The 26,768-nt window shown below is 43.9% G+C and carries 23 protein-coding genes; 20 read left to right on the forward strand and 3 right to left on the reverse strand.

The window, feature by feature from the left end; translation table 11 throughout:
• The first annotated feature begins 63 nt into the window (after nucleotides 1-63).
• Together MKX97_RS08360 and MKX97_RS08365 are read left to right on the forward strand one after the other, a co-directional pair.
• The gene (locus tag MKX97_RS08360; RefSeq protein WP_342537414.1) at nucleotides 64-489 is read left to right on the forward strand and encodes a thioesterase family protein; all 426 of its coding nucleotides are present in this window, start codon (nucleotides 64-66) and stop codon (nucleotides 487-489) included.
• Nucleotides 489-803, forward strand: coding sequence for a hypothetical protein (locus MKX97_RS08365; RefSeq protein ID WP_009496683.1), 315 nt, complete (start codon nucleotides 489-491; stop codon nucleotides 801-803). The genes MKX97_RS08360 and MKX97_RS08365 overlap by 1 nt, the downstream gene beginning before the upstream one ends.
• A gap of 28 nt (nucleotides 804-831) precedes the next feature.
• Here the strand turns inward: MKX97_RS08365 and MKX97_RS08370 are convergent, their stop codons facing one another.
• Together MKX97_RS08370 and plsY are read right to left on the reverse strand one after the other, a co-directional pair.
• On the reverse strand, nucleotides 832-1,128 hold the full coding sequence (locus tag MKX97_RS08370; RefSeq protein ID WP_040758101.1) for a HesB/YadR/YfhF family protein: 297 nt from the start codon (nucleotides 1,126-1,128) through the stop codon (nucleotides 832-834).
• A 27-nt stretch (nucleotides 1,129-1,155) separates the two neighbouring features.
• Complete coding sequence (plsY, locus tag MKX97_RS08375) at nucleotides 1,156-1,758, reverse strand: glycerol-3-phosphate 1-O-acyltransferase PlsY (RefSeq protein ID WP_342537416.1); 603 nt, start codon at nucleotides 1,756-1,758, stop codon at nucleotides 1,156-1,158.
• A 227-nt stretch (nucleotides 1,759-1,985) separates the two neighbouring features.
• Here plsY and parE point away from each other — a divergent pair, with 227 nt between their 5' ends.
• The 4 genes from parE (at nucleotide 1,986) to MKX97_RS08395 (ending at nucleotide 7,900) form a co-directional block, all read left to right on the forward strand.
• Nucleotides 1,986-4,001 carry a DNA topoisomerase IV subunit B gene (gene parE, locus MKX97_RS08380; RefSeq protein ID WP_342537417.1) on the forward strand — a complete coding sequence of 672 codons (2,016 nt, stop codon included), beginning with the start codon at nucleotides 1,986-1,988 and terminating at the stop codon, nucleotides 3,999-4,001.
• Nucleotides 3,998-6,424 carry a DNA topoisomerase IV subunit A gene (gene parC, locus MKX97_RS08385; RefSeq protein ID WP_342537418.1) on the forward strand — a complete coding sequence of 809 codons (2,427 nt, stop codon included), beginning with the start codon at nucleotides 3,998-4,000 and terminating at the stop codon, nucleotides 6,422-6,424. Before parE ends, parC begins: the two co-directional genes overlap by 4 nt.
• A gap of 383 nt (nucleotides 6,425-6,807) precedes the next feature.
• The gene (locus MKX97_RS08390) at nucleotides 6,808-7,386 is read left to right on the forward strand and encodes a cupin domain-containing protein (RefSeq protein WP_342537419.1); all 579 of its coding nucleotides are present in this window, start codon (nucleotides 6,808-6,810) and stop codon (nucleotides 7,384-7,386) included.
• A 133-nt stretch (nucleotides 7,387-7,519) separates the two neighbouring features.
• Nucleotides 7,520-7,900 carry a VOC family protein gene (locus MKX97_RS08395; protein ID WP_342537420.1) on the forward strand — a complete coding sequence of 127 codons (381 nt, stop codon included), beginning with the start codon at nucleotides 7,520-7,522 and terminating at the stop codon, nucleotides 7,898-7,900.
• Nucleotides 7,901-8,000: 100 nt separating this feature from the next.
• On the opposite strand, the gene MKX97_RS08400 is transcribed toward MKX97_RS08395, so the two are convergent.
• Nucleotides 8,001-8,876, reverse strand: coding sequence for a LysR family transcriptional regulator (locus MKX97_RS08400; protein WP_009496668.1), 876 nt, complete (start codon nucleotides 8,874-8,876; stop codon nucleotides 8,001-8,003).
• 115 nt (nucleotides 8,877-8,991) lie between these two features.
• Between MKX97_RS08400 and MKX97_RS08405 the strand changes: the two genes are divergently transcribed.
• The 14 genes from MKX97_RS08405 to MKX97_RS08470 all read left to right on the forward strand — a co-directional run bounded on the left by MKX97_RS08405 (nucleotide 8,992) and on the right by MKX97_RS08470 (nucleotide 26,290).
• Nucleotides 8,992-9,966, forward strand: coding sequence for a cupin domain-containing protein (locus MKX97_RS08405; RefSeq protein WP_342537422.1), 975 nt, complete (start codon nucleotides 8,992-8,994; stop codon nucleotides 9,964-9,966).
• 717 nt (nucleotides 9,967-10,683) lie between these two features.
• Nucleotides 10,684-11,727: a serine hydrolase domain-containing protein gene (locus MKX97_RS08410; RefSeq protein WP_342537423.1), complete on the forward strand. Its 1,044-nt coding sequence runs from the start codon at nucleotides 10,684-10,686 to the stop codon at nucleotides 11,725-11,727.
• A gap of 401 nt (nucleotides 11,728-12,128) precedes the next feature.
• Entirely contained in the window at nucleotides 12,129-14,282 is a 2,154-nt protein-coding gene (locus tag MKX97_RS08415; RefSeq protein WP_342537424.1) for an acetate--CoA ligase family protein, read from the forward strand.
• Nucleotides 14,283-14,296: 14 nt separating this feature from the next.
• A complete protein-coding gene (locus MKX97_RS08420) occupies nucleotides 14,297-14,740 on the forward strand; it encodes a MaoC family dehydratase N-terminal domain-containing protein (protein WP_342537425.1) in 444 nt (147 codons plus the stop codon).
• A gap of 15 nt (nucleotides 14,741-14,755) precedes the next feature.
• Nucleotides 14,756-15,181, forward strand: coding sequence for a MaoC/PaaZ C-terminal domain-containing protein (locus tag MKX97_RS08425; protein ID WP_009496659.1), 426 nt, complete (start codon nucleotides 14,756-14,758; stop codon nucleotides 15,179-15,181).
• A 28-nt stretch (nucleotides 15,182-15,209) separates the two neighbouring features.
• Entirely contained in the window at nucleotides 15,210-16,370 is a 1,161-nt protein-coding gene (locus tag MKX97_RS08430; protein ID WP_342537427.1) for a thiolase, read from the forward strand.
• Nucleotides 16,371-16,381: 11 nt separating this feature from the next.
• A complete protein-coding gene (locus MKX97_RS08435; RefSeq protein WP_009496657.1) occupies nucleotides 16,382-16,819 on the forward strand; it encodes an OB-fold domain-containing protein in 438 nt (145 codons plus the stop codon).
• A gap of 31 nt (nucleotides 16,820-16,850) precedes the next feature.
• Complete coding sequence (locus tag MKX97_RS08440) at nucleotides 16,851-18,047, forward strand: acyl-CoA dehydrogenase family protein (protein WP_009496656.1); 1,197 nt, start codon at nucleotides 16,851-16,853, stop codon at nucleotides 18,045-18,047.
• 20 nt (nucleotides 18,048-18,067) lie between these two features.
• Entirely contained in the window at nucleotides 18,068-19,201 is a 1,134-nt protein-coding gene (locus MKX97_RS08445; protein ID WP_078816624.1) for an acyl-CoA dehydrogenase family protein, read from the forward strand.
• Nucleotides 19,202-19,219: 18 nt separating this feature from the next.
• On the forward strand, nucleotides 19,220-20,707 hold the full coding sequence (locus tag MKX97_RS08450; protein ID WP_078816625.1) for an aldehyde dehydrogenase family protein: 1,488 nt from the start codon (nucleotides 19,220-19,222) through the stop codon (nucleotides 20,705-20,707).
• A gap of 159 nt (nucleotides 20,708-20,866) precedes the next feature.
• Entirely contained in the window at nucleotides 20,867-22,309 is a 1,443-nt protein-coding gene (locus tag MKX97_RS08455; RefSeq protein ID WP_078816626.1) for an MFS transporter, read from the forward strand.
• A 34-nt stretch (nucleotides 22,310-22,343) separates the two neighbouring features.
• Nucleotides 22,344-23,117: an electron transfer flavoprotein subunit beta/FixA family protein gene (locus MKX97_RS08460; RefSeq protein WP_009496651.1), complete on the forward strand. Its 774-nt coding sequence runs from the start codon at nucleotides 22,344-22,346 to the stop codon at nucleotides 23,115-23,117.
• A 29-nt stretch (nucleotides 23,118-23,146) separates the two neighbouring features.
• Nucleotides 23,147-24,133 (forward strand): electron transfer flavoprotein subunit alpha/FixB family protein, encoded by a 987-nt coding sequence (locus MKX97_RS08465; RefSeq protein ID WP_342537428.1) that lies wholly within the window; start codon nucleotides 23,147-23,149, stop codon nucleotides 24,131-24,133.
• A gap of 165 nt (nucleotides 24,134-24,298) precedes the next feature.
• The gene (locus tag MKX97_RS08470) at nucleotides 24,299-26,290 is read left to right on the forward strand and encodes a helix-turn-helix transcriptional regulator (protein WP_342537429.1); all 1,992 of its coding nucleotides are present in this window, start codon (nucleotides 24,299-24,301) and stop codon (nucleotides 26,288-26,290) included.
• The last annotated feature ends 478 nt before the right edge of the window (nucleotides 26,291-26,768 follow it).

Raw genomic sequence — 26,768 nt, forward strand, 5'->3', positions numbered from 1 at the left:
TGGAATGTTATTGCAAGCAATGTTTTTTTGCGTTCGTTATACTAGAGGATGAGGTGAGTTTGGATGTTTTACAGTGAAAAAGAAATTGAAGTTCGCTATGCGGAAACAGATCAGATGGGTGTCGTGTATCATGCCAATTATTTGATTTGGATGGAGGTTGGACGTACATCGCTCATTCAGGACCTAGGCTTTCATTATGCACAGCTGGAGAAGGATGGCTATTTATCGCCGGTTACCGAGCTGTCAGTGAAGTACAAGACATCCATTACATACGGAGAGACCGTAACCGTCCGGACATGGGTGGAATCGCATGGTAAACTGCGTACCGTCTATGGCTATGAAATCTTGCATGCAGATGGAACGGTTGCTGCAACTGCTGTCTCTGAGCACGTAGTAGTAAAAAAAGACAATTTCCGCCCTGTTTCATTACGGAGAATTCATCCGCAATGGGATGCAAAATATATGGAAGTTCAGCGTGGAGAAGGCTGATGGCTTTCGGAATTAAGCGACAGGAACTGTATGCTTGGAAAAGAGCAGTAGAACAAGGGGAGATTGCTTTTTTAACGCATTATTGGCTAGACGATCGGTTTCCGGATACGAACACAGTCACAAAAGTCGGGTGCAGCGACCTGAAGAAGCTTATCAATTGGGGGAAGCAGTATGGTTTGCGCCAAGAGTGGATTCATGCAAGAGACGAGTACCCGCACTTTGATTTGATGGGTGAACGACAAGTGGAGATTTTGAAACAGGAAAATTGTTTAGATCAATTGACGCGATTAAAAAATGGTAAGAATAACATGTGAGTTATTCTTACCATTTTATGTAGTGATTTTAAGATGCCTTCTCATAGTGAAAAGCAAGTTCTCCATGATTTACATCTGTATCCACATGTAAATCATGACCATCGAAAAACCAAAGATCCCGTTCTTCAATATAGTAATGTATACCATCTATGACCGTTTCCACAGCCAATTCATCGGGAGTTTCTTTCGTTATTCCCATCGAAAAACCGTCGTGCAATGGGCTAGATCCTCCATACCGTGCAAAAAACTTTACATAATCGCCTGAAGAGGCTTCCATTTCATCTTTGAACCAATGAACTGCCTTTTCGGATATATTGATATTCATGATGGATACGTCCTTTCTTTTCATGATTTACAGCCATTTGATCTTAGGTTCTGTTCCTGCTTTGATGCGGCTGATATTGTCTCGGTGTCGGTAAAAAATGAAGAAGCCCATTAACGCAACGACTAAGAATAAGTATAGGTCTTCTGTCATCAGATAATAGATGAGGCAATAGATGGGTCCGAGAATTGAAACAATGATTGAAGTTAAGGATACCATTTTTGTTAGTTTCAATGCGATCAAAAACGTAATGATTACCAAAAGAAAAATCGGCCAATTGTATCCTAGCAGGACACCGCCTGAGGTGGCCACAGCTTTCCCGCCTTTAAGGTTCGCAAAAAGAGGGAATATATGTCCGAGCACGGCTGCAACCCCGAGCAACAATGGATGCACCGCAGTATCATGAAAGTACGGTAATAAAGGCAATAAAACGGCTGCAGTTCCTTTTAAGATATCGAGCAAGGTGACAACGATCCCTGCTTTTTTTCCGAGAACCCGGAAAGTGTTCGTAGCACCCATATTTCCGCTGCCATGCTGCCTGACGTCCGTTTGATAAAAAATCTTCCCGATCCACAAAGCGGAAGGAATCGACCCAAGCAGATAGGCTGCCAGAATGATCATATAATTTTCCATAATGAACCCCTTTTGCGTGATTAAATGTTTGCATTAAGTTTAGCAGAAGAGTAAGTTCTGGACAATGACTGATTTGTGCAGGTTGAAGAACGCTTTTAAAAAATATCTGTCGGAAGATGTCGTTCATTAGGTTGTCACCTTTTCCGCGTTGCAATCCTAAGATTTCTTCTATACAATAGGTTGAGCTGAAACAAAACGTTGATTTGACAAGGTTTATCAGAAGATGTATGATAAAAATAAGAGAACATTTGTTTGACGGGGGTTTCATTTTGACGAAACAGAAAATACAAAATACGTATGATGATAGTTCCATTCAAATTTTAGAAGGCTTAGAAGCTGTTCGAAAAAGACCGGGAATGTACATTGGTTCCACGGATACTCGAGGGCTTCATCATTTAGTTTACGAGATAGTCGACAACTCGGTAGACGAAGCGTTAGCAGGGTTCGGAGCAGAGATTGATGTGACGATTCACTCTGATGGCAGTGTCAGTGTTCGAGATTATGGACGAGGCATGCCAACAGGTTTGCATCAGTCCGGGAAGCCTACAGCGGAAGTCATTTTAACTGTACTGCATGCAGGCGGTAAATTCGGACAAGGCGGCTATAAGACAAGCGGCGGATTGCATGGTGTAGGCGCATCCGTGGTTAACGCCTTATCTGAATGGTTGGAAGTGACGATCTTTCGGGAAGGCAAAAAGTTCCGTCAGCGTTTTGAAAACGGCGGACATCCTGCTACCACGCTAGAGCAAATCGGCACGACAAAAGAAACGGGCACGATCATTCATTTCAAACCGGACAAAAAAATCTTTTCAACGATCAAATATCAATATGACACACTAGCTGAGAGATTACGTGAGTCAGCTTTTTTATTGAAAGGATTAAAGATTGTCCTGCAAGAAGAAGGTACCGATAAAAAAGATGTTTTTCATTACGAATCAGGTATTGAAGCGTTTATCGAGTATTTGAATGAAGAGAAGGATGTTCTGCATGACGTTGCATATCTAGAAGGTGAAGTGGAAGGCATTGAAGTCGAATTCGCCTTCCAGTTTAGCGATGGCTATGCGGAAACTATTCTTTCGTTCGTCAATAATGTCCGGACGAAAGACGGAGGGACACATGAAACAGGCGCTAAAGCAGCGATGACACGTGTTGTTAATGAGTATGCACGCAAGACCGGTTTGCTGAAGGAAAAGGATAAGAACCTGGACGGCGCGGATATCCGAGAAGGGATTGCAGCGATTGTCTCTGTTCGTATCCCGGAAGAAATTCTGCAGTTTGAAGGCCAGACGAAAGGCAAGCTCGGAACGAGTGAAGCCCGTACCGCGACGGACGCAGTAGTGTCTCAAAAGTTACTCTACTTCTTGGAAGAAAATGCTGAATTAAGTGCGAATCTTGTGCGTAAAGCGATCCGTGCACATCAAGCCCGCGAAGCAGCAAGAAAAGCGAGAGAAGATGCACGTTCCGGCAAAAAACGCAGAAAATCCGATACATTATTATCAGGAAAACTGACACCTGCCCAGTCCCGTAATGCAGCTAAAAATGAATTATATCTAGTGGAAGGTGACTCTGCAGGCGGTTCTGCAAAGCAAGGACGTGACCGTACGTTCCAAGCGATTCTGCCGCTGCGTGGTAAAGTCATCAATACGGAAAAAGCCAAGCTCGAAGACATCATGAAAAATGAAGAGATCAACACAATTATTCATGCGATCGGTGCAGGAGTCGGAGCAGATTTTCAAATCGAAAACGCTGCATACGACAAAATCATTATTATGACGGATGCCGATACAGACGGCGCCCATATCCAAGTATTATTGCTGACATTCTTTTACCGCTATATGAAACCTTTGATCGAAGCAGGGAAAGTGTATATCGCACTGCCGCCATTGTTCAAAGTGTTCAAAGGGTCAGGCAAGAGCGAGAAGCTGGAGTATGCGTGGACAGAAGACGATCTGGATGAAGCGATGAAGAAGATCGGTAAAGGCTATATGCTCCAGCGCTATAAAGGGCTTGGAGAAATGAATGCTGACCAATTATGGGAGACGACGATGAATCCGGAAACACGGACACTCATACGTGTGACGATTGAAGACGGTGCGAAATCCGAACGTCGTGTCACGACATTAATGGGTGATAAAGTGGAGCCGCGTCGAAAATGGATCGAAGAAAATGTCGATTTCGGCTTAATTGAAGAACATAATATATTAGATAATGCATTTATACATGTTGAGGGGGATATGGAATGACCCATTCAGAAACTTTTCAAGATCTTCCCTTAGAAGAAGTGATTGGCGACCGATTTGGGCGTTACAGTAAATACATCATTCAAGACCGTGCGATTCCCGATGCCAGAGATGGTTTAAAACCAGTTCAGCGTCGGATTTTATATGCGATGTATCATGAAGGAAATACCCATGATAAAGCATTTCGTAAATCGGCAAAAACAGTCGGTAATGTCATTGGTAACTACCATCCGCACGGTGACACATCTGTTTACGATGCGATGGTACGGATGAGTCAACACTGGAAGCTGCGCCATGAAATGATTGATATGCACGGAAATAACGGATCTGTTGACGGCGATTCAGCTGCGGCAATGCGTTATACGGAAGCAAGACTATCTGCCATTGCCAGTGAAATGTTGCGCGATATCCGTAAAGAAACGGTTGATTTCGCTCCAAACTTTGATGATACGGAACTTGAGCCGACGGTCTTGCCGGGACGCTTTCCTAATCTACTTGTCAACGGAGCGACAGGTATTTCAGCAGGCTATGCGACAGACATTCCGCCTCATGCTTTGCATGAAGTCATCGATGCGGTCTTTATGCGACTAAAAAATCCCGAAGCTAGCGTTGAAGACTTAATGACCGTGCTTCCAGGACCGGATTTTCCAACAGGCGCCATTATTCAAGGAACCGACGGCATACGCAATGCGTACAAGACAGGCAAAGGACGCTTTGTTATCCGCGCTACGTGGGAAATCGAGCAGTTGAAAGCCGGTAAATCACAAATTGTCGTTACGGAAATACCGTATGACGTCAATAAAGCGAACTTAGTGAAAAAAATGGATGAATTGCGCCATGACCGCAAATTGGATGGAATTGCAGAAATTCGTGATGAATCCGACCGGACCGGATTGCGAATTGTGGTGGAACTGAAGAAGGATATGGACGGCAATGCCATCATGCAATATTTATTGAAACATACCGATCTGCAGATCACGTACAACTTCAATATGATTGCGATTGCTGGAAGACGTCCTATGCTCATGTCGCTTCCAATGCTGCTCGATGCGTATATCGATCACCAAAAAGAAGTCATTACAAGACGCTCCACATATGATATTCGAAAGGCAAAAGACCGTTTGCATATCGTGGATGGCTTAATGAAAGCCTTGTCTATACTGGATGAGGTCATTAAGACCATTCGTGCGTCAAAAGATAAAAAAGATGCGAAACGAAACTTGATCGATGCATATCAATTTACGGAAGTCCAAGCCGAAGCAATTGTTTCTTTGCAGTTATATCGTCTGACGAATACGGATATCACCGAATTGAAAGAGGAAAAAGAAGAACTGCGCATGTTGATTAATGAACTGGAAGAAATTCTTGCAAGTGAGAAGAAACTTGTAGCTGTTCTGGTGAAAGAACTGAAGGCTATTCGCAAACAGTTCTCTGAACCGCGACGTTCTGTAATTGAAGAAAAAATAGAAGAGTTGAAAGTGGACTTGGATATTTTAGTGCCAAGCGAGGAAGTCATGGTGTCTGTAACGAAAGGCGGCTATATTAAGCGCACTAGCATGCGCTCGTATTCGGCGTCGAATGGTACAGGCCAGGAGATGAAGGAATCCGATTATAATTTATTGGAAGCTGCGATGAATACACAGCATCATCTCTTATTGTTCACGTCATCCGGGAATTATATCTATCAGCCTGTCCACGAGCTCCCTGATATCCGCTGGCGCGACTTAGGGCAGCATCTATCAAGTGTTGTCGGACTTGAGCCGAATGAAGAGCTGGTGGACGTTATCGGGCTCGAAACGTTTGATGAAAACTTGAGTATATTAACTGCAGCTTCAAACGGCAATGTGAAATTATCTAAACTGACTGACTTCCAAGTGCAGCGCTATAATCGTTCATTCAAAGCAATGAATGTGAAAAAAGGCGAGACACTCGTAGGTGCGCAGGTGGTCACAGGTCAAGAAGACGTGTTATTAGTGAGCAAGCAAGCATATGCATTGCGATTCTCTTTATCTGAATTGGCCATCACTGGCATACGTACAGGAGGCGTCAGAGGGCTTCATTTGAAGGCAGAAGACGAGCTGGTAGCATTTGAAGTGATTACAGAGCAAGTCAAGAATATTTTCGTTGCGACTCAGCGCGGGTCGGTGAAAAGAATGAACATTTCAGAGTTCGAAGTGGCTTCACGAGCACTTAGAGGCGTAACGGTACTAAAAGAGTTGAAATCCAATCCATATCGGGTTGTGGATATGAAGGCAGTGAAGGAAGACGAACAATTTGTATTATTGACGACAAAAGACCAAAAAATTGAGATTGATCCGATGTCATTGAAGAATACGAATCGACAATCCACTGGTAGTTCTATTGTGGACGAAGCGAAAGAAGGAAAGATTGTCCAAGTGGCTGTAATGAAGAAGGAAGATAAATAAAAACAGAAACCCGCCCGAAGAGTCAGGATTAGCTGACATTTCGGGCGGATTTTCTTTTTCTGTGACAACCTGCCCTTTCATCGTCAGATCAAGTAAATGTGCAGCGGGCATTTGGCAAGGATCTTCTCATTGTCTTTCTTAGATATCTGGTAGCATTGGCACAAGATATGGAAATTTGGAATATGCAGTACAATTATGCTGATAAAAGATTTTTTTCACGGAGCGTAATTACAGAAAACACTAAATTCTTACATGCTTTATAAGTTGAATGGAAAACTAAGTCAGTAGGCTGTCGAAGCCAAATATCAGTATCGATAATAACAACCTACCTACCTAGTGCATATGCTAAGTTTATGATCATATGGATTAGGAGGTATATTACAGTGAATAACCCTTATTTTATGTATCCTTGTCTAAACCTTTGTTACAGTTATGTACCAATGTGTAACTGTAATACTATTTGGAATTACGGCTATTGGAATATTTCAGATGCAGCGGACTCTCCGAACCATTCTTTAACGTATCCAAATAATTTTAGAAATACAAGCGATTTCGTGTTAAAAGATCATGGAGAAAACCCTTATGTAGTAAACATCAGTCAGGCTGCCAAGCAAAATAATACCTATCGTGACGCTATCTGGACCGGAAAACACCTACAAGTTACCTTAATGAGTATTAACGTTGGGGAAGATATAGGATTGGAGATTCATCCAGACGTTGACCAATTCCTGCGCATAGAGGAAGGCCAAGGACTTGTCCAGATGGGAAAAAGCAAGAATAACCTAAACTATGTAAGAAACGTCGGTAATGATTCCGCCATTATGATACCCGCTGGTATATGGCATAATGTAACCAATACGGGTAATTCTCCGTTAAAGCTTTATTCAATCTATGCACCGCCGCACCACCCATTCGGTACTGTTCAAGAAACGAAAGCTGATGCAGAAGCCGAGGAACATTAAGACGTGAATGAATGATCAATTTCGTTGTACTTTGACGGAATTGATCATTTTTAATTTTGCTGTTATACTTGAAAGTTTTAAGAATCGATCATTGAAAACGGGTAAACAATAAAAGGTAAAAGGAGAAACGTGAATGATTACTAAAATCGGTCAAATTATGCTTTATGTAACTAATCAACAAGAAGCAGTTGATTTCTGGACGAAAAAAGTAGGCTTTATTATCGTTGCGGAAGAAAATGGACAAGGAATGAGATGGATTGAAATAGCTCCCTCAAAGGATGCGGAGACCAGCATCGTATTACACAATAAAGAAGTAATTGCTAAGATGTCTCCTGAGTTAAATCTTAGTACTCCATCTTTGATGTTTACAACAGAAAACCTCGATAAATTATATAACGACTTAGCAAATCAACGTGTTACTGTCGGAGAGATTATGGAAATGCCGACTGGTAGGGTGTTTAACTTTGCCGATAGTGAACAAAATTATTTTGCAGTTGTGGATAAAAGTAACTAACATTTTCAAGTTTCAAGAAATGATGCCAGATCCTAAACAACTTCGAATTGTTTAGGATCTGGCATTTTTTCGAGAATAGGCCTCTGCATCTCTGAGGATTCTACACAACACTCCGAGCCACCCGATCTGCAATCTCACAAAAAGTTTTCACAAGAATGGATTGGTCACTGCGCCGATACGTAATGCCCATCGAGACGAGAGGCAATTGTTGAATGGACTCAATGTAGACGACTTCTTGTGTATGAAGGTTCATGGTCGATTGAGGAACAATGGTGATGCCGATTCCTGCGGCAACTAAACCGATGACTGTTTGAAATTCGAGCGCTTCTTGTTGGATGACGGGATTACATATGCCTAGGATTTCGGTGTAGAGGCCGGGCCATGTTCTAGGTGATAATAATACGAACGGGTATGGCTTTAAATCGTCCAGGGTGACTGCTTTTAATTCGAGTAAGGGATGCTGTTTCGGGACCGCGAGTACGCAAGGATCAATGGAGACGATTTCGGTGTGGAGTGTGTCATCGAGGACAGGGGGTCTTAGGACACCGACGTCGATTTCGTTCTGTCGCAGTGCTTCGAGTTGGTCAGGTGTCGATAATTCAGAAAGGTGAACTTGGACGTCGGGGAATTGGTGTCGGAATTCCCGTAACACAGCAGGGAGAATGTCATAGGTAGCAGAACCAACGAATCCGACACGCAAAGACCCAAGTTTTCCAAGATGAATCCGTTTTGCATTTTCAATTGAACCTTCTAGGGAATCGATAATTTTGACGATATCCTGATAGAATTGTTGTCCTGCCTCTGTTAATTCCACGCTTCGGTTCGTTCTAGAAAAAAGTAGAATATCCAATTCTTTTTCCAAGTTTTGAATTTGCATACTTAATGGTGGTTGTGTAATATGTAATCGTTTTGCCGCGCGACTGAAATTTAATTCTTCCGCCACAGCTATAAAATAGCGGAGCTGTCTTAATTCCATTGTTGCGTCACCAACTTTCTAACTATTCGAAAAACGTATCGTTGTTATATGAATTATATACTTCACGAATGATGACTAGCAAGCTAAACTTACAGATAACAAATGAATGGAGGAGATGTCATTGTCAACAAATGCACAGGCGGGAAAATTTGCTATTGGGGAAGCGGTGGAAAATTGGACGGGGGACGCGCGGTTTTTGGAGTATACCAATGCGGCGGATCCAATTGGAAGCGGTATCATCAGTCCGATACCCGCCAAAGAATTTTGTCCGGAGCTTTATCATGCTGGTGAAACGAGAATCGTCACATTAGACCTGAGTAGAGAATTAAAAACCGATTATTTGGCGACAAGTCCTTCGCTGCTTGCGCAATTTATGCGCATCAATGCGGGGGATTCCATTCAAACGGAACCGAATGCGACGAGTGAACTTTACTATATTATTTCAGGTGCAGGGCACACGGAAGTGAATGGGGAAACCATTGACTGGAAACAAGGAGATTTTGTCACATTGCCATCTGGATCGAATAGTATTCATACGGCGAAAGAAGATACAACGATTTATTATATTGTAGATACGCCTCTTCTTGATTATTTAGGCGTAAAGGCGACAGAGGCCCGTTTCAAACCGACGGTATATACAGCGGAAATGGCGAAAAAGCATTTGGAAGAAGTGGCGAATGCTCCGGATGCGCATTTGAAAAATCGAATCTCTATTTTGTTGAACAATGAAAAGTTTGATCAAACCTTGACGATTACGCATGTGTTGTGGGCGATGCTCGGCATTGTACCGGTCGGATCCAATCAGGCTCCCCATAGCCACAAATCGGTTGCTCTCGATTTTGTTGCGTATGCGGCACCTGGCACGTATACACTGGTTGGCGATCAAATTGATCCGAAGACCAATGAAATCATTGATCCAATTCGCATCGACTGGGTGACAGGCAAGGCATTCGTTACACCGCCGGGGCTTTGGCATTCTCATCATAACGAATCGGACGAAGCAGCTTATATCATACCTATTCAAGATGCCGGCCTGCAAACCTATCTGCGCACACTCGATATTCAATTCACGCATTATGATGAAGCTTAATGCGCGCTGTTAAATTTTGTGAAAACAATCTTCGCAGAACCGGATCTGAGCAGGCTAAGGAAACCCTTCAAAAGGAGTATTCAGAACTTGTGAACGTCTATGAAACGGGATGCTTCAGACGCTGTCTGCGCTGTAGAGTCAAACCGTTTTGCCAGATTCAATTGCAAACCATTGAAGCGGAGAATGCAGAGGCATTGGTGGAGAAGGTCATTCGATATGTGAACGAGAAATCGTGCAGATTGAGTATTGACGAGGTGAATTGATAGACTGTATTAAATCCTGACAGTCGGATGCATGACCGATGCAGCATATCGTGAAGAAACAAACAAAGCGGAGATCGAAACCCACTCGAAATGTCAGGATTACCTGATAATTCGAGCGGGTTTTGTTTTTGTGCGAGCAAAACGATTGCTCTCTCTAACGTTGGATTGAGTAAATGTGCGGTGGACGGCTAGTTTGGATCGTTCTGTGGGTGGTTTGGTGCGGTGCGGTTGAGTAAATGTTCGGTTGGGAGGTTTTTCGTTCGGTTCAGCTGTGTTTTGGTGCGGTGCAAAGATACATTGCCACGGTCGGCGGACTTGCCTTTTATGTCCTGCATGTTGTAACAAAAATTTTTCAGTAGCGGCTCCGGATTGTGGCATATTGGGTAGTAAATAGACGTAGTTTTAAAAAGATTTAATTGTCTGCAATACGACCGGGGAGGATCAAGATTTTATTATGGAAAGAACTAAACAAAAAATCGACAGGATCTTTGAACGAACGACAAAAACCAATCAAATACATGAAGCCGTGCTCTTCGTGGAAAACATGGATGGCGACTTTTCTTACGGCACTGGATACGGTGGAAAGAATATCGATACACCATTCCTTATGGCAAGCATCACAAAGCTATTTACTACTGCTTGTATTTTAATTTTGAAAGAGCAGGGAAAACTGTCGCTCGATGATGAAGTAGCAAAATATTTAACAAAGGATACGCTGAGCCAACTTCATATGTACAAAAGACAGGACTATTCCACGGGGCTGATCCTATCTAATTTATTATTTCAAACTAGTGGATTGCCTGATATTTTTGAAGAAGGCAGTAACAATGCAAAAAAACGTGCGATCTACGAAGATCGGCAATTTAATTTTGATGATAAGATCGCGATGACTAAGCAACTGAAACCACATTTCGTGCCTGGTACGGGAAAAAGGGCTCACTATTCGAATATAAACTTTGATTTACTTGGAGAGATTATCGAAACTGTCACGGACTCGACATTGGAAGATGTGTATCAACAATTTATTTTTGACCCATTAGAACTCAGAAAAACCTGTCTCCTGAAAAGTGATGACGATGTCGTTCCCGCTGTTTATTATAAGGATATCGTCTTGTATCGTCCAAAATTCATAAGAAGCAGCCGTGCCAGTGGTGGTGGTATTTCTACGGCACGTGAATTAATGATATTCCTCAAGTCATTCTTTGGAGGAAAGTTATTTAATCAAACCATTTTCAATGAATTGAATACAATGAACAAGTTGCAAGTCAGCATGTATCCTATTCAATATGGCGCTGGATTTATGATAGTACCCCTAAGTGGTCTCGCTACTCTGTTTACGGGTAAAGGGGAGCTGGTAGGGCATTCCGGCTCAACGGGTTCGTTTGCCTTTTATCATCCTATGCAGGACATGCTTTTTGTTGGGGATGTAAATCAAATGGCGAATCCGGCACTTCCTATACGGTTGGCGATGCGGCTTGCTGTTTCTGTGGGATCATAACTTTTGGCATCTTCGAAATATACCGATTTGTGATGAGGAAAGAAGTTAAATAGAGATAAAAAACGGTTTGCGACCCTATTGCAAAGCGTTTTTTTGATTTGATTACTAGACTTTCAGCTGTAGAGTGAATGGTATGGAAAAGCACAAGAAAAGCGCTTGTCCCGCTCCATTGTCGCGGTGATCGTTCACGAGAGTCGGGGGCACGCATACTGATTGAAAAATTGAAAAATTTAAAAACTCTTTACTGTCGAGTGTCCGCCACTCCATTTACTATTTTTCCAGACCTAATAAAATTAATTACTTAATTCAAAAAAGAAAAAGTAATGGAAAAACCACTTTGCTATGATTCTATTCAAGCAAGTAAAAAGAAAAAGTTGATAAGAAAGGGTAGAGGTGAAGAGATGATGAAAATGTTGAATGAAGTACTACCGTCGAATATTGAGCTGGATCCCTTATTCAACCCAAAAAGAGTTGCCGTACTAGGTGCTTCGGAAAACACGAATAAAATTGGTTACTTGCAATTGAAAGCGCTATTAGACGCAGGATTTGAAGGCGAGATCTACCCCATCCATCCTACATCGAAAGAAATTGGAGAATTGCCTTGTTACGCAAGCGTAGGCGATACACCGGAACAAGTCGATTTAGCTATTCTCTGTGTCGGTATTAATCAAGTAGAGAAATGTTTGATCGATTGTGGTGAAAGCGGTGTCAAGGCGGCGATTGTCTTTGCATCCGGCTACTCGGAGATCGGAGAAGAAGGAATTGTTGCACAAAACCGCCTGAAAGAAATCGCGGAACAATACCATATGCGATTGATCGGACCGAACTGTGTAGGTCTTCTCAATACAACAAATGGCTTGATGGGGACATTCTCTCCAGGACTCACGAATGTGCCGCTTGGCAAGAAACGTGAAGTGGGATTTGTTACGCAAAGTGGCGCGTTTGGCGTGTTGACGTATATTGCGGCAGCTCAACATGGTTTGACGTTTAATTACTTCGTCAGTGTCGGCAATGAAGTCGATGTGAGCTTCTCCGATGTTATTGAATACATGTTGCATGACTCAAAAACAAAAGTAGCAAGCGGCTATTTGGAAGGCGAGAAAAACGCAGCCAAGTTACGGAAACTAGCGAAATTCGCGCTTCAAATCAATAAACCGATCGTCATCATGAAGTCCGGACGAAGCAGCGCAGGCAGTCGTGCAGCGGCATCACATACCGGCTCATTGGCTGGTGCTGATAAAGTATATGACGGATTCTTCAAGCAAGCAGGCATTGTGCGTGCGGACGATTACGATGATATTCTTTCATTCTCTAAATTATTCTTGGCCAATAAACTCCCGACAGGCAAAAATACAGTTATCGTCACGAGTTCAGGCGGTAGAGGAATCAACGAAGCGGATCGTTGTGAGTCGTACGGATTAAACATCCATGCGCTTAGCGATAAAGTACGAAAAGAAATTGAGAAAAATATTCCTGATTTTGCAAGCGCTTCCAATCCGGTTGATTTAACTGCAGCCGCATCGATTACCAATCCAGAATTGTATCTCGCACCATTAAAAGTACTAGTCAATGATCCGGATACGGACATCATCTTATTCCCTGAGTTCCCTATTCACTGGGATGAAAACACACCGCTCCTTCAGGAATTCGTTGAGATATGCAAGAACTCGGATAAGTTCGTGATGATATCGAACTTCCCGCTAAAAGGCATGTCTATTCCAAAAGGCGTCCAGTATCTCGAGGACAACGGTATCCCGTTCATTCTCGGTGACATGAATCCTATCCGCTCGTTGGCAAAATTAGTGGATTATGCAGAGGCTTACAGAAAGGCGCACAAAATCAGCGATGGGCCGGCAAGAACAGAACTGGACGTATCGAACATCCGGCACTTGTTACCCGCAAACCAAACGTTGAGCGAATCGCAGTCGAGCGAAATTCTCTCCGCGTACGGTATCCGCACAGCGAAGCGAATCACTGCCAAGACGGAGGATGCTGCAGTACAAGCTGCTAATAACATGGGGTATCCGGTTGTCATGAAAATCGATTCGCCTGATATTCCGCATAAGACGGAAGTCAACGGCATTCGGCTGAATGTCCAGAACGGGCAGGAAGTGCGCCAGGCGTTCAAGGAAATTTACGGCAGTGCAAAAGAACATTGCCCGACAGCGGATCTTCACGGCATATCCGTCCAGGAAATGTTGCCGGAAGGCGTGGAAGTCATCGTCGGTGTAACAAGTGATCCGACATTCGGTCCTGTCATTATGTTTGGTCTCGGCGGTGTCTTTGTAGAAGTCTTCAAAGATGTATCTTTCCGTGTCGCACCGATCACAAGACAAGATGCTATCGATAAGATGGAAAGCTTGAAGGGCTATCAAATCCTACAAGGCGTACGCAATAAAAAGCCCGTCGATCAAGAAGCAATCATCGACGTGTTATTGAAGGTTTCTAGATTAATTGAAGACTACTCGGATATTATTCAGGAAATAGACATTAACCCGTTAATCGTTTACGAAGACGGAATTGTAGCGGCAGATGCATTGATCATCACCAAATAAGAGGAGGATGGAAAATGGACTTGGATAAAAGTGTTATAGGCTTAATGAGCGACGAATACGTGTTTGAAGTCGAAAGTCGGCATGTCGGCCAATTCGCCACTGCCATCGGAGACGACAATCCACTCTATACAGACGACAGATATGCGAAGGAGTCGGCATACGAAGGGCTAATTGTCCCGCCCACATTCCCGATTGCGATGAACGACAGCAAAGTAGAAATGCCCTTACAACTTGACCACCGGCGGATGTTGCACGGTGAGCAAGAATTCCTCTACTACAAACCGATTCGCATAGGAGATCAACTACGTTGCCAGATCAAAGTAAGTGGTCTGTATGACAAAGAAGGAAAGAGCGGAAAAATGCAGTTCTTGAAGCTTGATACGGAAATGAAAGATCTAACAGGCGAACTGGTCTGTATTAGCCGAATGAATATCGTCTATCGCGCAGCGAAAAACTAATGGGAGGGACTTCGTATGATCAAAGATTGGGTGTTGGAAGAATTGACTGTGGATCAGAAACTTGAACCGATGGTGAAGCCGCCGATTACGAAAGTGCAACTAGCACAATATGCAGGTGCTTCCGGGGATTTTAATCCGTTGCATCTGGACGATGGTTTTGCGCAGAAAATCGGAATGGATGGCGTCATAGCGCACGGCATGCTCGTAATGGGTTTCCTTGGGGAATATGTGATGAAAATTGCTGGCAAGGAAGCACGCGTTGCAAATTTTAAGATGCGTTTCGGCAAAATGACGGTACCGGGCGATGAAATACGCTGCACGGGTGTTGTCAAACGAACATATGAAGAAGATGGCAAGCGATGGATCGCACTGGATCTGACGGCCGAGAAAGTATCGGGAGAAGTAGTCGGATCAGGCAGCGCCATCTTACAACTGACATAAACAGACGTGAAATGGGAGGAATATATCTATGGGAACTATTAAGGACCGCTATGCCATTGTAGGCGTAGGAGAGAGCGAACGCTCAAGAAAATCGGGAAAAACGCCTCTGCATTTGGCGCTCGATGCGGCCAACGCAGCAATCAAAGATGCGGGCTTGAAAGCGACGGACATCGACGGATTCATGAACTATAACGAAGGGGATTCCTGTACGTCCCACCAATTAGCAACCTATCTTGGTGTACGACCGAAGTATGTTAAGGATATCCAGGGCGGCGGAGCGAGTACGGAAATGCTCATTGCGGATGCAGTGGCGCTCATTGAAGCCGGCCAGCTGAACACGGTATTGATCTATCGTTCCATGAACGGTAGCTCGGGAACTCGTGTAGGTCGCGGATATGATCCCGATATGCTGCAGAGAGCGCTCACAGGCGGAAGCTTCGTGATTCCATACGGATCGGCAAGCCCATCGCAATGGTTCGGCATGTATGCGACACGTCATATGCATGAAACGGGCATTACGAAAGAACATCTGGGGCACGTGTGCTTGAGCTTCTATGAGCATGCGCAACGAAATCCAAAAGCTTTCCTGCATGGTAAGCCGTTAACGATGGAAAACTATCTCGCTACACCGGATATTAGTTCTCCATTCAATATTCATGATTCGTGCCTGGAACTCGATGAAGGAAATGCGATCATCGTAACGTCTGCTGAAAAAGCAAAAGACTGCGCGTCAAAACCGGTCTATATCATGGGGATGGCGGCAAGACAATGTCATCCGCACGCTCACTACTGGAACGATATCGACCAGGTTGCTTCTGATTACGTAGCGGAAGAGCTCTATGAAAACGCGGGTGTGACACCGGACGATATCGATGTTGCCTCCATCTATGACTGTTTCAGCTGGGTTGTTATGCGACAGCTTGAAGCATACGGATTTGCGAAACGTGGAGAAGTGGGAGATTTCGTTGCAGAAGGCAACTTGAAGATCGGCGGTAAACTACCAACCAATACAGCGGGCGGCATGCTATCCGAAGGTTACACACACGGAATGAACAATGCCATTGAAATCGTCAGACAGCTGCGCCATGACTACAAAGGAACCGACCGCCAAGTAGAAGATTGCAAGATCGGTATTTGTACCGGTTGGGCTGGACCGGATATCGCAGGCGCCATGATCTTACGAAACTAGGAGGAATAACTATGACACAAGCAAAGACTGCTTACCAAAAACCCATTCCATTGAAAGATATAGATAATGCTCCGTACTGGGATGCAGCGGACAAACACCAACTAGCTCTGCAAAAATGTGATGACTGTAATGCGTACTCACAACCGCCGGGCCCTACGTGCGCAAAATGCGGAAGTGAAAACGTCAGCTGGGAACAGTTCGGCGACGATATTAAAGCCACAGTCTATTCGTATGTGGTTTCCTACCGTCCATTCTTACCAGGTTTCCAGGATGAGTTACCGACGATTATCGCACTCGCACAGCTTGACAAAGTGCCAGAAGTGAAAATTATGGGCAACATCTTGAATTGCGAAGAAAAAGATTTGGAAATCGGTATGCCGATCCAAATGACATGGGTGGATATTACGGAAGACCGTGCATTGCCACAGTGGATTCCGGCTACAAATTGATCGATAAATGAGATAGAAAGGATGAGCGAGTGTGGATTTCTCTTTTACAAAAAAAGAAGAAAAATTTAGAATCGAACTACGAACATGGCTTGAAGCAAACCTTCCTGAAGGCTGGCTAGAAGGCAAGCGCGACTTGCCGGAAGACCTGGATGAATACTCACGTGTGTTACGTGCATGGCAAAATAAATTGTATGAAGGCGGATGGGCAGCCATCGCCTGGCCGAAAGAATATGGCGGCCGCAACGCCAGCTTGATGGAAGAAATCATCTACCACCAAGAAATGGTACGCGTCAAAGCGCCGCCACTCATCAACTATATCGGGATCCATATGGTAGGTCCTACATTGATCGACATTGGGACGGATGAACAAAAAGAGAGATACTTGAAAAAAATCCTAACAGGTGAAGAAATATGGTGCCAAGGCTATTCAGAGCCGGGCGCAGGGTCGGATTTAACAGGCCTGAAAACACGTGCAGTAAAAGACGGTGACCGCTGGCTCATCAATGGTCAGAAAGTCTGGACAAGTTTTGGCCACGTGGCGGATAAATGCTTTCTTCTGACAAGAACGAGTACGCACCCAGAAAAGAAGCACCGTGGTATTACGGTGTTCATGATGGATATGCATCAACCAGGAGTCGAAACGTTTCCGATCGTGCAGATGGACGGACACAAAGACTTTAACGAAGTGTATATGACAGACGCTGTAGCGACAGATGCAGATATCGTCGGACAAGTAGACTCGGGCTGGCATGTTCTGATTGCCTTGATGCTCCATGAGCGTACGGGGATCGGTGCAGAACTCTTCACACTCGAAAAGCAATTCAACGATACAGTGGAACTGGCACAGCAGTATAAAGTAAATGGCAAACCATTGATTGAAAATCCTTTAGTCAGACAAAAATTGGCGAATTTCTATGCCCGCGTGCGCGGATCGCTCTTGAATTACTATAAAAACCTGACCACTACGATCAAAAACGGTCAACCAGGAGCGGAAACATCCATCGATAAATTGGTGGTAACTGAATTGAACCAGGCACTCTCTGCATTTGCAGTGGAGATTCAAGGACACCAAGGCGTGCTATTTGATAAGGATGCCGCAGCGGATCCGAAGTGGCAACATTTATTCCTCGCATCATTCGGACAGACAATCGGTGGCGGTACGAGTGAAGTACAACGCAATACGATTGGCGAGCGCGTACTAGGCTTGCCGAAAGACATGGGACGTTAATTGACTTGGAGGGATAAAATATGGACTTTTCACTGACAGAAGAGCAAGAAATGTTCCGTGGACATATCCGCAAAATGTTGGATAAATTCGGCGGTACACAGTTGGCTCGAGAAATGATTGACAATAATCCGGAAAATCTGAAGAAGGTGTACACGACATTAGCTGAACTTGGATGCAGTGGCATCAACATTCCTGAAGAATACGATGGTATGGATCTGGATGCACTCGATCTCGTTCCGACGTTCGAAGAGATGGGACGTTCACTAGTACCCGGCTTATTCATGGAAACTTCAGCGTTGGTAGTACCGACGCTGAAGAAATACGCCACAGAGGAGCAGAAGCAACAGTATCTGCCAGCGGTTGCCTCAGGAGAGAAACTGGTTTCATTCGCAGCACTGGAGCCTTTCAACGACTTCTCCCCAGCAGGTATCCAATGTACATTAGTACAGCAGGATGGACAGTATGTGCTTAACGGCACGAAGACGCTTGTACCGGAAGCGGAACTTGCGGATGCATTCCTCATATTGGTACGCACAAACCAGGAGGATCAAGAGGACGGATTATCTCTTGTGTTGATCGACAAGACAGAAGGGATGAACATCGAGAAACTATCTTCCTTTGACGAATCAAAACATGTAGCCAAAATCGAATTCAATAATCTAGTCATCAAAGAAGATCAAATTATAGGTGAAGTAGACAAGGGATGGATGCAGCTTCAAGAAGGTCTGTTGTACTTCAACGCTGCGCTTAGTTCATACATCGTCGGCGCAATGGAAAGTGTTGTCAATATGGCGACGGAATATGCGAAGATTCGGGAGCAGTTCGGCCAAGCGATCGGACGTTTCCAGGCGATCAAACACAGTATCGTCAACATGAAAGTGAATTTGGAAATTGCCCGTTCACTGAGTCATTATGCCAACTGGGTAGTAGATACGGACGAATTCGATCGAGAAGCAGCAGTATACAGCGCCCGTACATATGCGACGGAGAAATTCATCGAAGTTTCGGCACATAATATCCAGATTCACGGCGGAATCGGAATCACGGAAGAAATCGATTGTCATCTATTTGTAAAGCGCGCTCGCTATTATGATCAGTATTTAGGTTCCACCCCTTTCTATCAAGAAAAAGTAGTCTCTTCACTAGGCTGGTAATTTGAAGGAGGAAAATATATGACGAACGTATCCGAGAAATCCAAATTGACGACTTACGGCAATATCATCAACGGCAAGATCGTACAAGCGAAGGACGGGGCCGTAGCCGACAGTATCGACCCGTCAACAGGCGAAGTGTGGGCAAAGATCCCGTCAAGTAAGAAAGAAGATGCAGAACTCGTGATCCAGGCGGCACGCGGAGCATTTGAAGGCTGGGCTGACCTACCGGCACGTACACGCGGCGATTATATGCGCAAGATCGGGGATATGATACCCGAGTACGCTGCAGAGCTGCTTGAACTTGAGACGCGTAACAACGGCTGGGTACTGGATGAATATGGCTATCTCGCGGAAGTATTGAAGCAAGTCTGGTACGATGCAGCGAGTGCGGCAACATTAGTAGGCGGACAAGGGCGCACTGTACAGATGGGTACAGGAGATTTCGGTTTCACTGTACGCAAGCCGTACGGAGTAGTAGTCGGAATATTACCTTGGAACGCACCATTGTTTACATTTACGATCAAAGCTGCTTATGCGCTCGCAGCAGGCAATACAGTAGTGATTAAGCCGGCTGAAAGCGGAGCGGTTGGATCTTTGCGCTACGGTGAATTGATTTCACAAATTCTGCCTCCTGGCGTACTCAATGTCATTTCCGGTTCCGGTCGCGAAATTGGAGATTATCTTGTCAGTCACGAAGAAGTGAATAAAGTGAGTTTGACAGGTTCAAAGGCAACAGCGGAACGCATCACAAAAGCAACTGCCCATTCACCGAAGTCATTGATTTTTGAACTGGGCGGCAAGTCACCGAATATCGTTTTTGAAGATGCAAATATCGAGCAGGCGGTACATGGATTGATCAACGGAATCTTTACTCCGAACTCCGGCCAGATTTGTGTGGGTGGTTCACGCATGTTGATCCAGCGCTCTATTTACGATGAGGTGATAGGTCGCTTGAAAGAGTTGATGACGGACAAGGAATTTGTCAAGCACGGTAACACACTAGATACTACTAATACAATGGGACCTATCGCAAATGAAGCGCAATTCAAGTCGGTTTGCAGGTATATCGACGAAGCGTCAAAAGACGAGTATGAGGTAGTGTTCGGCGGAAAATACGGCGGACAGGAGGTTCTGCCGGGTCAACCTGAATTCGCGGACGGGTACTGGGTACAGCCTACACTCGTGAAAGTAGCGGACAACAGCACGAAACTAGCTCGTGAAGAAATTTTCGGTCCTGTGGCGGTTGCTATTCCGTTCGATACGGAAGAAGAAGCCATTCAAATTGCCAATGACACGAACTTCGGTCTGGCAGCGGGCGTATGGACGCAAAATCTCGGTCTTGCACATCGTATGATTGATAAGCTTCAAGCGGGTAATGTATGGGTCAATACGTACGCTAGAGTAGGAGCGGACCTGCCGTTTAGCGGTGTAAAGGAAAGTGGTTACGGTACGGACTCGATTTTGGATTATTCACAGGAAAAAGCTTGTGTCATTAATATCGGCTAAATAGCCAGTAACACTCTGATCTGTGGCGGGAGAGCTTCGGTTTTGCTCTGAGCAGACTGAAACTCCTTCTGCGGATTTACTTTTTTAGACCACAGCTAGATGTGACATAATAACCAAAGCTTGAAAACCATTCCATCATCGATAAAGGGAGGCCACTATATGAGTGAAATGGCATTGAAAGATAAATCGATTAATAGAGGTTTTTTATTCATAAGTTTCGGAGCATTCTTTATTATGTTAAGTTTAGCAACCCATCTTCCCGCATACCCGCATATGATTGCCGAATTTAATCTGACGCCGGGATACGCAGTCTGGATGCAACTGGGTCTGGCTGTTGGTTTAACAGGATTCCAGCCACTACTTGGATGGATTGGAGATTCGTTCGGATTGAAGATCGTCATCCTAATTGGCGGTATTTTCATGGTAATCGGATCATTGCTCGTAGCATTCTCGTTTTCTTTCTGGGTGCTCGTTCTCGGTTTATTCTTTAAAGGTATTTCGGGCGCGGCGATTGCGCCATCGGGGATTGCCTATGCCGGTAAATTCATGGTCGGGACACAGCGGGGGAAGGCGATTGGAACGTTTGCGGCGTTTATTACAATCGGTGCGGTATTTGGTCCGGTCATCAGCGGTATGATCGTCGATACGATGAACTGGCAGGCAAGCTTTATATTCACTGCTGTTCTTGGTGGTTTAGGCATTGCACTCTTTGCTTTTGTTCCACACGTCAAAGCACAAGCACGTAAGAAGTTGGATGTTCTTGGTTTGATTTTCGTTATCGCTCTATTGCTCGGTTTGCTGACGATTCCAACATTCATTAACAGCTTCGGAATCGAATCTGGAATGTGGGTTCCATCATTGCTAGTATTCGTCACTGCGTTGATCATCTTGATCGTTGTAGAGAAAAAACAAAAAGCACCGTTGCTCGATTTAGAGTATGTTGCGAATCGGAACTTCTGGGTACCTACGACGATTGCTGTATTCATCCTTATTGGATACGCAGGTGTGATGTACTTGCTGACATTCTTTGTACAAAACGTACAAGGAAAAGACGCTACGACTGTAGGTTTCCTGCAGATGGCAGTGTTCCTCGGGACGTCGGTCGCAGCATATTGCAGTGGAAGAGTTTTAAAGAAATTTTCGGCCCGGACCATTATGGGATCGGGAATTCTCATCTTTTCTTCCGGGATCATCATGTTGAGTTTCGTTAATCTTACGACATCGTTTGCTTATTTGTTCACGGCGATGAGTCTGGTGGGGGTTGGAGCTGGTCTCAAAACGCCGGTCGTCAAAGCATTGGTCGTTTCCAAAGCTTCCGTGCAACGGATGAATGTCGTGACGTTTACGAACACGGTAATAGAAAACCTTGCACAGAGAATGGGTGCTTCGTTTGCGTTGGTCGCGTTCTCAATCTTCTCTGCAAGCGGTAATAACGTCGGCGCGGTAGTGAATACATCTTTCGTCATCATGGGTTTCATCGTCATTGCACTATTATTCTTGCCGTTAATTCCTAAAACAATTCACGGGATCCATACAAGTGAAGAGGATTTAGTTGGTACGAAAATATTGCCGAAACCTTTAAACACTGAAGAAATCAAATAATGGTAACTCTAGAGTACAAGGAGGAGACTTATACATGAATATTTATGTCTTACTGAAAAAAACATTCGACACGGAAGAAGCAATTTCCGTGTCAGGCAATCAAATAGATGAAAGTGGTGCGGAGTTCATTATTAATCCGTACGACGAATACGCAGTCGAAGAAGCGATCCAGCAACGCGACAAGCACGGCGGAACGGTGACTGTTGTGACGATTGGTGATGAGGACTCGGAGAAGCAATTGCGTACGGCACTTGCGATGGGCGCAGATGACGCGGTACTCATCGATACGAGTGACGACCTTGATGAAGGTGATCAATTCACGACAGCGAAGATTCTTGAGACATTTTTTGAAGGAAAAGAAGCGGATTTGATCCTCGCAGGCAATGTGGCAATTGACGAAGCAAGCGGACAAGTAGGACCCCGTCTAGCGGAGCGCCTAAATATGCCTTTTATTACGACGATCGTCAAGCTGGATATTGAAGACGGCACGGCGGAAATTGAGAAGGACGTCGAAGGGGATCTCGAGAAAATTGAAGTATCCTTGCCGGTGCTCGTAACGTGCCAGCAAGGACTGAATGAGCCAAGATATACGTCCCTTCCTGGTATCATGAAGGCGAAGAAAAAGCCACTTGAGCAACTCGAGCTCGATGATTTGGATCTCGATGAAGACGACGTCGAAGCGAAGACGGCAACGATTTCTATTTTCTTGCCTCCTAAAAAGCAGGCAGGACGCATTTTGGTAGGTGAAACAGGAGAGCAAGTCAAAGAACTGGTCGACTTATTGTCCAATGAAGCGAAAGTAATCTAAGCAATCTACGAAACGAAAGGAGTTTTACTATGAGTGAAAAGATACTGGTAATCGGGGAATTGCAGCAAGGGGTTCTGCGTAAAGTAAGTTATGAGACGATCGCAGCGGCAAAACAAATAAACGAAAACGTAGAAATTCTGGCACTGGTACTAGGTGACGGAGACTTGCAGCGACCGGCTGAAGAAATGATTCACTATGGTGCAGATCGTGTCATTACCGTCTCACATGCCAACTTGAGCAATTATACATCGGAAGGCTACGGACAGGTCATCATGGAAGTGATGGAGGACGAGAAGCCATCCAGCATCATCATGGGCCATACGTCAGTCGGTAAAGATGTGACACCTAAAATCGCAAGTCGCCTGGAACTTGGATTGATCTCGGATGCGGTGGCAATTGAAAAAGAAGACGATCAAGTAGTCTTCACTAGACCGATCTACTCAGGTAAAGCGTTTGAAAAGAAAGTGATGAAAGACGATGGACTGTTATTCGCCACGATCCGTCCGAATAATATTTCCGCATTGGAGCCTGACTCTAGCCGAACGGGTGACATCATAGCAAAAGAAGTAGATGTCAAAGACTTGCGTACGATCGTCAAAGAAGTTATCCGTAAGAAAACGGAAGGCGTAGATTTATCGGAAGCGAAAATCGTTATTGCTGGCGGACGCGGCGTCAAGAGCGCCGAAGGATTCAATGCATTGTATGAGCTAGCGGACTTGCTAGGCGGCGCTGTAGGGGCTTCTCGAGGTGCCTGTGATGCAGATTACTGCGATTACTCGCTGCAAATCGGTCAAACAGGAAAAGTGGTTACGCCCGATCTCTATATCGCGGTAGGTATTTCCGGAGCAATCCAGCATATGGCAGGCATGTCGAACTCCAAAGTGATTGTCGCAATCAACAGCGATGAAGAAGCGAATATCTTTAAGATGGCAGATTACGGTATTGTTGGAGATCTGTTCGAAGTTCTTGCGTTACTCATCAAAGAAATAAAATTAGAAGGTGCGCTCGTATCATAAGTGCCTGTTAACCATAAAAAGCTCGTACAGTTCAATTTATGAACTGTACGAGCTTTTTTGGCTTAGTCTATAACGCGACTAACTTTTTTACCGCGAAAGCGAATAGATAATTCTGTAAATTCATGATATACTACTTGAAACTTACGGTTTATCGGGGGGACTATTTTGAACAATTACGATTTACTGTTAAATGACACGAACTGTGAACTGACCCATCATCAAAACATCGCAAATAAAATCGACCACTTCCAAGTGATCATTATACACGATCACCGGCATAACTTCTTTGACTATAACTACTTAATTAATTTTCCATCTGAAAACGTACGAAAAAAAGTGGATGCCAACCGTATTTTCCCGAGGGGGAAAAACGAGACATTCATCGTCCGTCAGCAAGACTACGAAAACAATATTGATTTATTTTTCAAGATTCGTGTTGATGCGAGACGCGAAGTGCTCGCGAAATCGACAGAGTTCATGGTCGCTAAATTTTTTAGTACTTATGAAGGTCATCTTGCACCGTTGTTTGTGAATAAGCCAACACTCAAATGGGAAATCCTAAATAAATTATATGCTAAATACGATAAAATGGTACGTGCACATACACGTCTAAATGATGAGAATTCTTGGAATGTATTCAGCACGTGGTATAGGACGTATTTAATGAACCATACCGTCAGTGAGATGATCAAAAAGCATGGATACGATACTCTGAACGCTCTTGAAAGAGAAATATTGAATGTATTATTCCTCGAAGAAATGAGGATGAATTTCGCTTCCAACGATAGCTTTCTGAATAAATTTACCGCTGACGTCAACGTTTACATCGAAAAAATGCTTTCGGAAATACTTGCGGTGTTTGAATTAGAAAAAAATTCAATGGAACAGATCAATGAATTACTCGGAGTCGGCGAGCAGGTTTCCGTACATCAGCCTATTGAATCAACAGCAAAAACGAATAATCTTGTTGTCATGAGCAATGCTATCTATCAATTCATTACGGAAGCGATTTCTAACCAAAACTTTGTCTGCGAGCTCGGTCAATGGCCACGAGCAACTATTCAAGGTGCTAGATTAGCAGGTTCTTTACAGCTACTTCCGCGTGAAGAGGATCGAACAGCAAGTCGTATGAATCAACTGCATAATGATGCTCAGACGTTATCAGAAGTCGATGTGGACGTATTAGATTCTCTATGCCATTTGTATTTGGCGCAATTAGGTGACCGCGTAGAAATCCGCTTCGATGATCTACTGACAATCCGTGGACTGAAGACAAAACTTGGAGGAACAGGTAGGCGCGGTGGTTATGAAAAAGAACAACGTATCCAAGTATTGAAAGCGCTTTCAACTATACAATCGCTATGGATGGAACTTGAGACGGTCTTAGTATATGAACAAGGTAAACCTGTCAACAAGAAGATGCAAGGGCGTGCGTTCATTTTTTCGAATGAAGACGGCAGTCCATGCGAATTGAATGAAAAGTCACTACCCGAACGTCTATATGTAACGATTGGGGAAGTTTTTGAGCCTTTCTTGCAAGGTGCTGCCAGACAAGTAAAGTTATTACCGAATCAAGCGATTGAATTCAATCCGTATCAAAGGAAATGGGAGAAGAAACTCATCCGTTATGTAAGCTGGCGTTGGCGTACTCAGGCACGAAAAGCAAGCTATTTGCAGCCGCATAAAATCAGTACATTACTCGAAAAAATCGGTATACAAATAGATTCACAAGCACCTTCACGTATTCGGGACCGACTGGAGAAAGCCCTTGACCTATTGGAAGAAGAAGGCGTAATCACATTTTGGCAGTACAATCATTGGAACGAGGACGGTATGTCGAAAAAAGGATGGCTACGTATCTGGTTAGATGCTACGATCATCATCGCGCCACCTGACGAGATTGTTAGCTATTATGAGCCGATTGAGAGAAAGAAATCAATCAAGACACCAAACAATTTTTCCTTAGCGCAAACTAAAGAAGAAGTTTGCAAGAACATTGGTAGTGTTTTTAAGGAGTGTCGCATTAACCGTGGTTTAACACTGAAACAAGTATCCGACGAATTGAATATTTCGACATCCTATATAAGCAATATTGAACGAGGTGGATCATTACCGTCACAAACCGTCTATAAAAAGATGAAGGACTGGATAACGTAAGTCGCAATGACTTAATATGTGTCAGCTTCACTCAAATACGTAGTTAATGTTTAAAAACCGAACGTACAGGCGCTAAAATAGTGTTATACTAAGCAAAGCTCATTTTTAATCGAGCTTTGCATTTTTATATGTACAATTCGCAATTATTATTAATAAGTCGAGTGTAAAATTTACCTTAAAAAGTGTTGAAGGACATCAAAGTTCGAACTATATAATCAGATATGAAACCTTGATAATATTGCATTATTACAATTTTAGTCTTAACTTTGGTGTCCAACTTTTTGGACACCAAAGTTAAGACCTTTTATTAGTAAATACCAAGGAGGTGTACAAATGTATAAGCCTATTATACACAATGCGTCTACTAAATTTGGAAACAATAGAATGGTGATGAAGAAATTGTCGAAGTAAAATACTTGTCATTCCTGATAATAATAAAGAAGAACCTTTAATTTTATATTAATGCAGGAACTACTAA

Origin of the sequence: Sporosarcina sp. FSL K6-3508, assembly GCF_038615825.1 — a bacterium.
Taxonomy (GTDB): domain Bacteria; phylum Bacillota; class Bacilli; order Bacillales_A; family Planococcaceae; genus Sporosarcina; species Sporosarcina newyorkensis.

What these genes read in the sequence shown, in the direction of transcription:
- parC (WP_342537418.1), top strand. Translation starts at nt 3,998, where the DNA reads ATGACCCATTCAGAAACTTTTCAAGATCTTCCCTTAGAAGAAGTGATT.
- plsY (WP_342537416.1), bottom strand. Translation starts at nt 1,758, where the DNA reads ATGGAAAATTATATGATCATTCTGGCAGCCTATCTGCTTGGGTCGATT.
- MKX97_RS08460 (WP_009496651.1), top strand. Translation starts at nt 22,344, where the DNA reads ATGAATATTTATGTCTTACTGAAAAAAACATTCGACACGGAAGAAGCA.
- parE (WP_342537417.1), top strand. Translation starts at nt 1,986, where the DNA reads ATGATAAAAATAAGAGAACATTTGTTTGACGGGGGTTTCATTTTGACG.
- MKX97_RS08435 (WP_009496657.1), top strand. Translation starts at nt 16,382, where the DNA reads ATGACACAAGCAAAGACTGCTTACCAAAAACCCATTCCATTGAAAGAT.
- MKX97_RS08450 (WP_078816625.1), top strand. Translation starts at nt 19,220, where the DNA reads ATGACGAACGTATCCGAGAAATCCAAATTGACGACTTACGGCAATATC.
- MKX97_RS08465 (WP_342537428.1), top strand. Translation starts at nt 23,147, where the DNA reads ATGAGTGAAAAGATACTGGTAATCGGGGAATTGCAGCAAGGGGTTCTG.
- MKX97_RS08415 (WP_342537424.1), top strand. Translation starts at nt 12,129, where the DNA reads ATGATGAAAATGTTGAATGAAGTACTACCGTCGAATATTGAGCTGGAT.
- MKX97_RS08455 (WP_078816626.1), top strand. Translation starts at nt 20,867, where the DNA reads ATGAGTGAAATGGCATTGAAAGATAAATCGATTAATAGAGGTTTTTTA.
- MKX97_RS08425 (WP_009496659.1), top strand. Translation starts at nt 14,756, where the DNA reads ATGATCAAAGATTGGGTGTTGGAAGAATTGACTGTGGATCAGAAACTT.
- MKX97_RS08360 (WP_342537414.1), top strand. Translation starts at nt 64, where the DNA reads ATGTTTTACAGTGAAAAAGAAATTGAAGTTCGCTATGCGGAAACAGAT.
- MKX97_RS08420 (WP_342537425.1), top strand. Translation starts at nt 14,297, where the DNA reads ATGGACTTGGATAAAAGTGTTATAGGCTTAATGAGCGACGAATACGTG.
- MKX97_RS08370 (WP_040758101.1), bottom strand. Translation starts at nt 1,128, where the DNA reads ATGAATATCAATATATCCGAAAAGGCAGTTCATTGGTTCAAAGATGAA.
- MKX97_RS08445 (WP_078816624.1), top strand. Translation starts at nt 18,068, where the DNA reads ATGGACTTTTCACTGACAGAAGAGCAAGAAATGTTCCGTGGACATATC.
- MKX97_RS08410 (WP_342537423.1), top strand. Translation starts at nt 10,684, where the DNA reads ATGGAAAGAACTAAACAAAAAATCGACAGGATCTTTGAACGAACGACA.
- MKX97_RS08365 (WP_009496683.1), top strand. Translation starts at nt 489, where the DNA reads ATGGCTTTCGGAATTAAGCGACAGGAACTGTATGCTTGGAAAAGAGCA.
- MKX97_RS08405 (WP_342537422.1), top strand. Translation starts at nt 8,992, where the DNA reads ATGTCATTGTCAACAAATGCACAGGCGGGAAAATTTGCTATTGGGGAA.
- MKX97_RS08400 (WP_009496668.1), bottom strand. Translation starts at nt 8,876, where the DNA reads ATGGAATTAAGACAGCTCCGCTATTTTATAGCTGTGGCGGAAGAATTA.
- MKX97_RS08395 (WP_342537420.1), top strand. Translation starts at nt 7,520, where the DNA reads ATGATTACTAAAATCGGTCAAATTATGCTTTATGTAACTAATCAACAA.
- MKX97_RS08430 (WP_342537427.1), top strand. Translation starts at nt 15,210, where the DNA reads ATGGGAACTATTAAGGACCGCTATGCCATTGTAGGCGTAGGAGAGAGC.